This window comes from Halogeometricum sp. CBA1124 (assembly GCF_009741955.1).
Taxonomy (GTDB): Archaea; Halobacteriota; Halobacteria; order Halobacteriales; family Haloferacaceae; genus Halogeometricum; species Halogeometricum rufum.
This window is the reverse complement of sequence record NZ_WPCD01000130.1, coordinates 1-10,313: the sequence shown is the minus strand read 5'-3', so window position 1 is coordinate 10,313 and position 10,313 is coordinate 1. Positions and strand designations below refer to the sequence as shown.

The following is a 10,313-nucleotide window of genomic DNA, read 5'->3' as shown; positions in this document are numbered from 1 at the left end:
TCGAGTCGTTCATCGCTTCGAGTGCGCGCTTGACGAACCACTCCTGGAGTCGTGCTCCGCGCGGTCATCGTCCCGCCCATCAGAATCAGTTCGACCTTGTCCACGGGGTGGCCGATGTGCCGGAGTTGCTCCAGACGGAGCGTCACCTGGTCCGTACGGTCGTAGTCGTTCTGGCGCCGCGCGCGCGGCGGGTTCGTGGCCCGTGTACGACTGCGAGGAGGAGAACTCGCTGGCCGGACCGCCGGGACAGTAGAGGCACTTCCCGTGCGGGCACATGTGCGGCGAGGTCATGATGGCGACGGGCGAGACGCCCGACGCCGTCCGAACGGGCTTGCGCTGGACGACCGACTTGACCTCCTCGCGGCGGCCGTCGGGGGCGTGTTCGAGGACGTCGGCGTTCTTCGGCACCTTCGGCGAGGAGTGCTCCGAGCAGGCGTCGAGTTTCGCGGATTCGAGGTCGTCGCGCTCTATCTCGCCGTCGAGGATTCGCTCGACGAGCGTCTCGCAGGTGCGACGGAACGCCTCCGTCTCCGTCGGGTCGGTGTCGGCGCTCACGGCGGCACCACCGCCGCGGCGGCCGTTCGAGCGAGGGTTCTCATTGGCTCTCAATCGCGGCGTTTCGGGGTTAAGGGTGTCGCTCATCGGTCGGTCGAGGAGTCGACGACGCCGCGAGACGGCCGTCGGCGGAACCGACGCCCCGACGGAGGGTGACGCCGGCGCAGACGACTCGGACGCCGGGGACGGTCAGGGAGTCAGCCGGTAGAGGCGGAGGAAGAAGTCTTCGACCGGGAGTACCTCGAACCCCGAGAACCCCGCCGCCTCGGCGTACTCGCGGAGCGTGCCGGGCCGCATCACCGTCCCCGTCGCCGCCGACGGTCCTCGACGCGGCCGACCGGCAGGCAGTGCAGGACGCTCCACCCGTACATCAGCGGTTCCACGTCGGTGCCCGTCTCTGTGAACGTCTCGCCGACGCGTTCGTCCACGACGAGTACGGTTCCGTCCTCGGCCGCGAGGCGGCGCATCGTCCGCAACGCCCCCACCGGGTCGGACATGTCGTGGACGCACTCGAACGCGGTCACGAGGTCGTAGTCGCCCCGGATGTCGGTGTCCGTCACGTCCCGGTGGTGAATCGTCACCCGGTCGGCGACGCCCGCCTCGGCGACCGTCTCCCGGGCGGCCTCGACGGATGCCTCGTCCACGTCGTAGCCGTCCACGCGAACCGACTCGTACGCGTCGGCGAGTCCGATGGCCGACCACCCGTAGCCGCACCCGACGTCGGCGACGCGCGCGCGTCGCGCCGCAGTCGTTCGTCGACGTCCGGCATCGTCGGAATCCACTCGGCTCCGAGCGTCGAACGGAACGTCGGCCGGTTGATGCGCGCCTGCCCCTCGCGCAGGTCGCGTCCGTACTCCTCGAACGGGACGCCCGCCCCGGTGCGGTACGCCTCGACCACGCGTTCGAGTGGTTTCACCGCGCCAGCGACCAGTTGCGCCAGCGGAACGGCGTGGTTCGGACTGTCCGGGTCGGTGACAACCTCGGCGTGCGCGGCCGGGAGCGAGAACCGGCGCTCGGCCGCGGGCGCGTCGGCGTCCTCGACGGCGAGTATCCCGAGTACCGTCTGGTGTTCCAGCCACTCGCGGGCGTAGCGTTCGTCCGTCCCCGTCGCCGCCGCGAGGTCCGCCGCCGTCGCGGGGGACGCGCCCGCGAGGGCGTCGTAGTAGCCGAGTCTGTCGCCTAGGTAGGTCGAGAACAGCCCCAGCGACGCCGCGGCGTCGTCGACGAGGCGTTCGACCAGTCGCTCAGTTCGGTCCGCGTCGGTCGTCGTCCGGTCTCGTTCGGGAGAGTCGTGGGAACTCATACCGACTCGGACGGTGCGATTCGGGCTATAGTCACCTCCTGAGCCGCGTTTCGCGGCGCGAACGCCGTCTCACCCCGTGCGAACGGTTAACACGACGTGCCACGTAGTGACACGAACGACGACGGAGGACGACAGGATGCCGGAGACGACGGCACTCGACGAACTACTGCGGTACGCGGCCGAGCGTCGCCTCCTGCGTGACCGACTGACGACGAGGACAGACTCGACACCGACACGCTCGTCGACGTGGTCCGGCACGGCCCCGCGCTGGAGGCGCTGTACGGCCGACCGCTCGACAGGCGGGAGTTAGAGGACAGCCTCGGCGTCTCGCGGGCGACGAGTCACCGGACGACGCGGTGGCTGACGGAGCGCGGACTCGCGGTGCGGCGGGACGGCCGGTTCTCGTTGACGGGGAAGGGCGAGGTGTTCGCCGACGAACTGCTCCGACTAGGTCGGAACCTGCGGGCGGCCGAGCGTCTGGCTCCGCTCCTCGACTGCATCTGCGAGACGCACCGGGAGTTCGTCGTCGGACCGTTCGCCGACGCCACCGTCACCGAAGCGACGCCCGACGACCCGTACGGACCGGTGTCGCGCTTCCTCGAACTCCTCGACGCGAGCGCGACGTTCCGCGGATTCAACACGACGCACGTCGTGCCGCCGGGGTCGCCCGCGTTCGCCGAGGGCGTGTTCGAGGAGGGCGACGCCGAGTTCGTCACGGTCCCGACGGTGGCAGACCACGTGCTCTCCGGCGAGACGGCGACGGCCGTCGAACGCGGCCACCTCCGTCTCAGGACGAGAGAGGCGCTCCCGTACGGGCTGGCGATATTTGACGACCACGTCGGCGTCGGCGGCTACGACGACGAGACGGGGGCGCTACGGGTGTTCGTGGACACCGACGGCGGCGACGCCCGTCGCTGGGCCGAGCGGGTGTACGAGATGTACCGAGAGGCGTCCGACCCGGTCACGCCGGGGCGCGACGGTGACGGCGAAGCGACGCGCTGAGCGATGCGAGCGGACGCAGCGAGAACGACGCGAGAAACAGCGCGAGAGGTGGCGGAACCGCGTTAGAACTGGTCGACGGTGGCGTCGACGACGGCGTCGACGACGGCGTCGCGGGCGCCGACAGGAACTCGATGCGGTTGTCTCGGACGGCGATGGCGGTGACGCCACCCTCGGGAACGGCCTCGCGGGCCGCCGCGGCGACGGCGCGGATGTCGATGTCGTCCGTCGCTCGGACGAACAGTTCGTCCATCGCGGTGGCGACGGTGACGTACTCGTCGCCCTCGCGGTTGCGGCGGTGGAGTTCGTCGACGAGGAGCGACGTGGGCGGGAAGTCGTAGCGGTGGGTGTAGGCGTCGGCGTCGAGGACGGCGACGGTCACGTCGCCCTCCTCGCGCACGTCGAGGTTGGCCTGCGCCGTCTCGACTTCGGTGTCGAGCTTGATGCGGAACTGCTCGGCGATGTGGCCGGCGAGGTTACCCTCGACGCGTCGCCGCCGGCGCGTTGGCGCCCGGCGACACGCCGTCGTCGAACAGCAGGTCCGTGATGAGTTCGCGCTTGTCCTCGTAGGACTGGTAGTACGCCTCCAGCGCGATGGCCTCTCGGAGTTCGCGCGTCCGGTCGGCGTCGTAGCCGGCGTCGGCGGCCAGCGTCACGTACGCCTCGGGAGTGTCCTCCCAGTAGCTCACGGCGGGGAGGTGCGCGATGTCGTCGCGGACGCCCGCGTCGACGGCGGCGGCGAGGTTCGCGCCCAGCGCACCGGTCGAGAGGTCCGCGGCGTCGGCGCGGCGAGGCCGGGATTGACGACGGCGTCGGCGTGCGCTTCGACCTCTTCGTCGGCGACTGCGGCGTCGACGACGACGCGTTCGGCGCCGTAGACGTCGAGCAGTCCGAGTCCGTCGAGCGATTCGGCGGTCGCGCCGACGCCCAGGAGGAGGACGAGGGGGAGCTTCTCGTCGTGGCGCTGGTTGTCCTGCAGCATCCGCGTCACGTCGTTCGTCGCCGCGTCCATGCCGTAGACGGGGTCGTCGAGCGGTCGGCGGGTGAAGTAGTGGTACTCGGCGTCTGCGCGTTCGTGTTCCTCGCGGATGCGGGGGAGCACGGCGCGTTCGACGGCGGCGCCGGCGACGTAGCCGTCGGCCGTCGCCGGGTGGCGGACGACGATGGGGCGCGATTCGAGGATTGCGCGGCGAACCACCGTGGCGGCCTCGCGCAGTTGCTCGGTCACGGCCTCGACGGGCGCGTGGTCGGCCAGCGGTTCGACCGACTCGGGGCGGGCCCGCGCGGCCATCGCGTCGTCGAGTCGCTGGAGGACGGCGTCCGCCTCGTCACCGTCGAGAGCGACGAGTTCCTCCGTTTCTACCTGCAGTTCGTCGCGGCGCATCTCCACCTCGCCGTCGAGGCGAACGACGTCGCCCTCGCCAGTCGGGGTAGGCGCGGCGCCCGCCTCGACGAAGGCGGCGCAGTCGACGCGCCCGTCTCGTCGCGAATCTCGAAGATGGTCGGGCCGCCGGTCTGTCGCGTGCTGACGACTTCGCCCTCGATGCGGACTTCGTCGCCCACGCGGTCACCCAGACTCTCGACGGTGACGTGCTCGAAGCGGTCCGCGTCGCGTTCCTCGGTCGCGTCGGCGTCGTCCGTCTCGGCCTCCGCGGTCCCGGGCGAGCCCGGTTCGTCCGTGTGTCGCGCCGGGGTGTCCGGCGTCTCGTCTTCCGTCTCTGCCGCCTGCGTCGCGTCCGCTTCTGCCTCCGTCTGGTCGTCCGTCTCCTGCGCGTCGGCGTCGGTCGCCCCGTCGTCGGCTTTCTCCTGACTCTCGCCGTTGCGCTCTTTGGACTTCGTGGCCATCCCCTTCGGCTTCTTCTTCACCGGACCGGGGGAACTGTCGTCGGACTGCTCGACGGGCTTGCCGTCGTCCTCGCCGTCCGGGTCGTGAATCTTCGAGCCGCGGAACTCGCGTTCGGACTGGCGGATGGACCAGCCGAGGTCGATGTTTCCGTTGTCCCGGATGTTCTTCACCTGGACGAACACGGTGTCGCCCGCGTCCCAGTCGAGGCTCTCGAGGCGACGGTCCAGTTCGCTGCGGTGCAGCAGTCCCGTCACGCCCGGCGCGAGGTCGACGAACACACCGAACTCCGCGAACCCATCGACTTCACCCTTGTAGTACCGCCCCGGCGTCAGCTGATGTGGGGAATCTCCCCGAAACTCGAACCACACGTCTTCGTCGTGCGTAATCCAATCCATTGCGTGCAACAAACGACCCGGGACTAAAACCCTTGTCGAATCCGTCCCGGAAACGCGCGCGTCGCGGCGGCGTTCCTCCGCGTTTCCGACTCGTTCGCCGCCGAACCCGCTGTTGTCGGGTGAGAGACACGAACGCGCACGGCGTTCGTTGGACGGGCGTCGGTCACCGCTCGGAGCGGCACTCGTCCGGGTTCAGACGAGGCCGAGGCCGCGTGCGACCGTCTGCAACGCCGCCAGACCGCCGAAGACGTAGCCGAAGAGGAACGTCGCGGGAATCGCCCCGGCGACGGCGGCGCGGGCGACGCTCACGCCGTGCCGTTCGCTCAGGCCGACGACGAGGAGGGCGGTGCTGTAGCCGGCGCAGACGACGCGGAGTTCCGGGCTCGGAATCCCGGCAACGACGCAGGGCGCGGCGGCGTAGGCGACGACCTGCACCGTTTCGCTGATTCCCCCCCCTGTCGCGGACGAGGAGGACCAAGAGCACCGTCTGCATCGCGGCGGTGAGGTGGAGGACGGCGGGCGCGAGGAGGAGGGCGACGGCGGCGAGTCCGACCAGCGCAGAGAGCGCCCGGCCGCCGGCGAGCGTCGGTATCCGCGACGGGACCAGCGCGAACAGGCCCGTCGTGTAGGCGACGGCGACGGCGACGGCGAAGACGAGGCCGGGCGCTGGTCGCCGGGCGCGACGCCGTTTCTGAAGAACCGGCGGGGGCGAACGAGCACTTCCAACCACGCCCGGAGGACGCCGCGCGGTCCGCGTTCCCGCCCGCCCTCCGGATTCTCGACCCAGGTAGTCACGTCGTGTACATCAGTCGCGTCGGAGCGTATGACAGTTCCGACATCGCGCCTCGTAGGACTCCTCGGCGCCGACGACGATCGTCGCGTCGTCCGCGTGCGCGGGGTCGCCGTCCACGAGTCGCTGGTTCCGACTCGCCGGTTCGCCGCAGACGGTGCAGATGGCCTGCAGTTTGTCCACGTACTCGGCCGTCGCCATCAGTTGCGGAAGCGGTTCGAACGGCTCCCCGCGGAACGTCTGGTCGGTGCCGGAGACGAGGACGCGGCGGCCGTCCGCGGCGAGGTGTTCGCAGACGTCCACGAGGTCCGCGGAGAAGAAGTTCGCCTCGTCGATGGCGACGACGTCCTGCCCGTTCAGGTCCTCGACGATGGTCCAGATGCCCTCGCCCTCGGCGGGGACGACCCGCGCGTCCCACTGGCTCCCGGCGTGGGACCCGACGGTCGTCTCGCCGTACCGGTCGTCGAGCGCGGGTTTGAAGACGGCCACGTCCTGCCCCGCGATTTCGGCGCGTCGCAGGCGGCGGAGGAGTTCCTCCGTCTTCCCGGAGAACATCGACCCCGTGATGACCTCCACCCACCCGCTCTTGGTGATGGCGTGCATATCCTGTTCGGGTGCGAGCGAACGTCAAAACGGTTGCTCATTCTCTCCGGACTGTCTCCGACGCCAATCGAACGGTACGAAACCAGTCGGGACCCCGGTATCCCGACGATACGCGCGCCGCGAACCGCCGAACCGGCGATTAAGTTCGCTAAACAGCGACTTTCGCCCGAGTAATCCTGTCGGTAGCAAAGTGTATTATACCCGACTGTTCAGCCGTCGCGCGGCGGGCCGCCTCTCGGTGGGGTGCGGTCGCCGCGCAGAAACACCATGTTCGGAAACGACGCAGACGACGACGGTGGTATCGAACTCTCGCGCAGGACGGTTCTCGGCGGCATCGCCGGCGTCGGCCTCAGCGCCGGCGCGGTGAGCACGGGGACGTACGCGCTGATGAGCGACGAGGAGGAGAGCGCGAACAACACGATTCAGGCCGGCGAGATGGACCTCACGCTGGGGGCGAACGTCTCGAAGACGGTGAACGTGAGCGACCTGATGCCCGGCGAGGGCGGCAAGGAGACGTTCAAGGTGAACAACGTCGGCGACGCCGACGGCGACCTCTCGGCCGCGGTGACGAACGTCCGCAACGCCCCGGGCGCGCCGAACACCGGCGCCGTGCACACGTTCACCTCCGAGGTGACGGGCTACTTCGACAACGACACCCACGACAACGTCCACGACCTCTCGGACTTCGGCGTCGACGACGCCGTGACGACGGTCGAACTGCTGAGCAACGGCAGCACGAAGATAACCGTCGACCTGCCGGCGGAACTCGGCGCGGCGAGCAGCGGTGACAACCTCGCCCTCCTGTTCGACACCGACGACGACGGCACCGCGGACTTCCAGGTGGTCGCCAACCAGAACGGCGTCAGCTACCAGCCGTTCACGGCGAGCGGGTGGGACCAGCCGAGTCGGAGCGGGGGCAACCCGAACGGCTACGCGCTGTCGAACTCGCGGGCGTCCGGCGTCTCCGCGAGTCGGACGCAGGGGACCATCGAAGTCACGCTCGGAAGCGGTCGTCGGTCCGGCGCGTTCGCCTTCGGGGGACAGGTTGTCTACAACGGCCTCCACGACGTGAACGGGATGGGGCCGAGCGACGGCATCAACGACCGCGTCCTCCTCACGCCCGGGTTCTCCTTCGGCCCCGGATTCGACGGCGACAGCAGTCGCTACGTCACCGTCGACCCCGGCAAGGAACGGACCCTCGCCGACGTTCTCGACGTGGAGGTGCGCGTCGACACCGACGTGGACGCCCCCGAACTCGACGCCGACGACGACGGCGACCTGATGGTACAGGGCAAGCCGACCCGCATCGAGGGCGCGGCGGGCGGGTCCAGCGCGCTCTCGCAGGGCGGGTCGAAGTACGTCGAGGTCATCTACCGGCTCCCGTACAACGCGGGCAACGTCGTCTCGAACGAGACGTGCACGTTCGACCTCGACCTGTCGCTCGAACAGTCCGTCTGAGCGGACTACTTCCCTCCCGCTCCGACGTTCTCTCCCGCCTCGAACGTCGCCGGGTCGGGTTCGATGCGCGCGTACTCGACCACCCGGCGGCCGAGGACGTGCACGCGCTTTTCTAACCCCTCGTCGGCGAGTTCCTCGCGTCGAACTGCGAGGAGACGTGCGGGAGTGCGGCCTGATGGGGCAGGACCCATGCGTTCAGCGCCCGGCAGACCGACCGGAGGTGTTCCAGCGCGGTCACCGGAAAACCGCCGCCGGCGACGGCGAGCAGGCCGACCGTCTTGCCGTCGAACTCGTCGAACCCGCAGTGGTCGAGCGCGTTCTTCAGCACGCCCGAGTACGACCCGTGGTAGACGGGCGTCCCGAGGACGAGCGCGTCCGCCTCGCGGATTCGCCGGGCGACGACCGCGCTGTCTCCCTGTCCGTCCTCGTCGGCGTCGAAGACGGGCAGGTCGTACGCCCGCAGGTCGAGCAGTTCGCCGGTGCCCCCCGCCTCGCGGACGCCGTCGAGAGCGCGTTCGAGTGCCAGTTTCGTGTAACTCCGGTCGCGGAGGCTCCCGCAGACGGCGACGACGTGCGTCTGTGCCATACGCGTCCGGTCGACGGGAGACGTGAAAAGTGGTCGCCGCCGCCGAACCCCCGGCACGAACGCTGAAGGACGTGGCCGCCGTCGCGCCGCTATGAACGCAGTCTTCCACCTGTCGAGCGGTGACGTGAGCGACTGGCGACACGCGCTGGCGAACGTGCGCAACCTCCTCGACGACGACACCGCCGAGACGGACGACGTCGTCCTCCTCGCCAACGGCGACGCCGTCCACCTGTTCGTCGAGGGGTCGCCGCTCTCGCGGGCGGTTCGCTCGCTCGACGGCGACGTGCGCTGTCTCGGCTGCCGCAACTCGCTGTCGGGCCGCGACATCCCCCACTCGAAACTGCTCTCGAACGTCGATACCGTCCCCGCCGGCGTCGGCGAACTCACCCGGTTGCAGCACGACGGCTACGCCTATCTGAAAGTGCCGTGAGCGTCCGGGTCGGTCGACAGCGCCACCCGTCTCTCGGGCGAATCCGCCACCCGTCTCTCGGGCGAACCCGCCGCTGTGAGCCGACTCGTCCCGGACGGCCTCTCGGAGGGGCCGTTCGTGAACGTCCTCAGCCACGCGCTCACGATACTGCCGCTGGTGTTCCTGGGGCTCCCGACGTACGTTGCCGCGAGGCGTCGAACTCGCCCGCTCAGAAGCCGATGTGAGAGGTCGAGTCCGGGCCGTCGTCGTCTGCGACGCCGCCGTCGTGGAGGTAGGTGTAGTTGTCGTCGGTGAGGAACACGCCGCCGTCCTCGACAGTGACGTCGACGCCGGGCAGCGACGTTCCGGCGGCCTCGCCGTTGTCGCACGCGCCCGAGCAGGCGTCGAACATCGACCCGTGCTTCGGGCAGATTATCTGCCCGTCCCGCATGGCTGCGCCGTCGCCCCTGTCGAACCGCTGGTTCTCGTGCGTGCACTCGTTGACCCAGGCCTCGACGCCCGGGTCTCGCTCGCACGGCACGAGGATGAGTTCTCGCTCGTTGGTGAACGCGTCCTCGGCGGTGAACAGGTACGAGCCGACTTCGGGGACCGCTTCGACGTCCGCGATTCTCGTTCCGTCGACCATCGGCCTGTCGTACTCACCAGTTCGTCAAGAAGTCTCCGCCGGGCCGGTGCCGGAGGGTGGCGGAGACGGAAGCCCACGGCGAAAACGGAGCGTCTCGTCGCTTACTCGAACAGCTCGACGGCCTGCTCGTAGCGGCTGCTGGGTTCGTCCCAGTCGACGACTTCGAAGAAGGCGTCGACGAAGTCGCCGCGTGCGGGGCCGTAGTCGTAGTAGTACGAGTGCTCCCAGACGTCCAGTGCCAGAATCGGGTGCGAGCCCCAGAGCGCGCCCTGGTCGTGCTTGTCCACCACGACGTTGCGGAGCTGGTTCGAGAACGAGTCGTAGACGAGGAGCGCCCAGCCGCTCGCGTTGCCCGCGGCGGCCTCGAACTCGCCCTTCCACGCCTCGTAGGAGCCGAAGTCCTCGGCGATACGGTCGGCGAGGTCACCCGAGGGTTCGGAACCGCCTTCGGGCGACATGTTCTGCCAGAAGAGGTCGTGGAGGATGTGTCCGCAGCCGTTGTGCGTGACGTTGCGAATCGCGCCGGCCGACGACGAGAAGTCGCCCGCCCTCGCGGTTCGACTCCAGCGTCTCCTCCGCACTGTTCCAACCGTTCACGTAGCCCTGATGGTGGGTGTCGTGATGCCACGTGAGCACCTGTTCGGAGATGTGCGGTTCGAGTGCGTCGTAGTCGTACGGCAAGGGGTCGAGTTCGTAGCTCATTGTATCGACGGCTTTCCAGTT

General features: G+C 69.3%; 7 protein-coding genes and 5 pseudogenes. 3 read left to right on the top strand and 9 right to left on the bottom strand.

What is annotated here, in order from left to right; genetic code table 11:
• From GJ632_RS14540 to GJ632_RS23910, 3 genes and pseudogenes are all read right to left on the bottom strand, one after another.
• A pseudogene (locus tag GJ632_RS14540) lies at nucleotides 1-555 on the bottom strand (tRNA uridine(34) 5-carboxymethylaminomethyl modification radical SAM/GNAT enzyme Elp3); the annotation flags it as partial.
• 296 nt (nucleotides 556-851) lie between these two features.
• The gene (locus GJ632_RS22225; protein WP_343161196.1) at nucleotides 852-1,247 is read right to left on the bottom strand and encodes a class I SAM-dependent methyltransferase; all 396 of its coding nucleotides are present in this window, start codon (nucleotides 1,245-1,247) and stop codon (nucleotides 852-854) included.
• Nucleotides 1,133-1,858: a hypothetical protein gene (locus tag GJ632_RS23910; RefSeq protein ID WP_231751582.1), complete on the bottom strand. Its 726-nt coding sequence runs from the start codon at nucleotides 1,856-1,858 to the stop codon at nucleotides 1,133-1,135. The genes GJ632_RS22225 and GJ632_RS23910 overlap by 115 nt, the downstream gene beginning before the upstream one ends.
• A 246-nt stretch (nucleotides 1,859-2,104) precedes the next feature.
• Here GJ632_RS23910 and GJ632_RS14530 point away from each other — a divergent pair, with 246 nt between their 5' ends.
• Nucleotides 2,105-2,860 (top strand): winged helix-turn-helix domain-containing protein, encoded by a 756-nt coding sequence (locus GJ632_RS14530; protein ID WP_231751581.1) that lies wholly within the window; start codon nucleotides 2,105-2,107, stop codon nucleotides 2,858-2,860.
• 62 nt (nucleotides 2,861-2,922) lie between these two features.
• Here GJ632_RS14530 and GJ632_RS14525 read toward each other — a convergent pair.
• The 3 genes and pseudogenes from GJ632_RS14525 to GJ632_RS14515 all read right to left on the bottom strand — a co-directional run bounded on the left by GJ632_RS14525 (nucleotide 2,923) and on the right by GJ632_RS14515 (nucleotide 6,491).
• Nucleotides 2,923-5,098 (bottom strand): annotated as a pseudogene (locus GJ632_RS14525) (OB-fold nucleic acid binding domain-containing protein).
• 192 nt (nucleotides 5,099-5,290) lie between these two features.
• Nucleotides 5,291-5,893 (bottom strand): annotated as a pseudogene (locus GJ632_RS14520) (YIP1 family protein).
• A gap of 10 nt (nucleotides 5,894-5,903) precedes the next feature.
• Complete coding sequence (locus GJ632_RS14515; protein ID WP_089807283.1) at nucleotides 5,904-6,491, bottom strand: thymidine kinase; 588 nt, start codon at nucleotides 6,489-6,491, stop codon at nucleotides 5,904-5,906.
• A 267-nt stretch (nucleotides 6,492-6,758) separates the two neighbouring features.
• On the opposite strand from GJ632_RS14515, the gene GJ632_RS22220 reads away from it, so the two are divergent.
• Complete coding sequence (locus GJ632_RS22220; RefSeq protein WP_197428013.1) at nucleotides 6,759-7,949, top strand: TasA family protein; 1,191 nt, start codon at nucleotides 6,759-6,761, stop codon at nucleotides 7,947-7,949.
• Nucleotides 7,950-7,954: 5 nt separating this feature from the next.
• On the opposite strand, the pseudogene GJ632_RS14505 reads toward GJ632_RS22220, so the two are convergent.
• Nucleotides 7,955-8,535 (bottom strand): annotated as a pseudogene (locus GJ632_RS14505) (NADPH-dependent FMN reductase).
• Nucleotides 8,536-8,626: 91 nt separating this feature from the next.
• Here GJ632_RS14505 and GJ632_RS14500 point away from each other — a divergent pair.
• Nucleotides 8,627-8,965: a DsrE family protein gene (locus GJ632_RS14500; protein ID WP_191453339.1), complete on the top strand. Its 339-nt coding sequence runs from the start codon at nucleotides 8,627-8,629 to the stop codon at nucleotides 8,963-8,965.
• A 208-nt stretch (nucleotides 8,966-9,173) separates the two neighbouring features.
• Here GJ632_RS14500 and GJ632_RS14495 read toward each other — a convergent pair whose 3' ends face one another.
• Complete coding sequence (locus GJ632_RS14495) at nucleotides 9,174-9,590, bottom strand: Rieske (2Fe-2S) protein (protein ID WP_089807275.1); 417 nt, start codon at nucleotides 9,588-9,590, stop codon at nucleotides 9,174-9,176.
• 101 nt (nucleotides 9,591-9,691) lie between these two features.
• Nucleotides 9,692-10,292: pseudogene (gene sod, locus GJ632_RS14490) on the bottom strand (superoxide dismutase).
• Nucleotides 10,293-10,313: the final 21 nt, after the last annotated feature.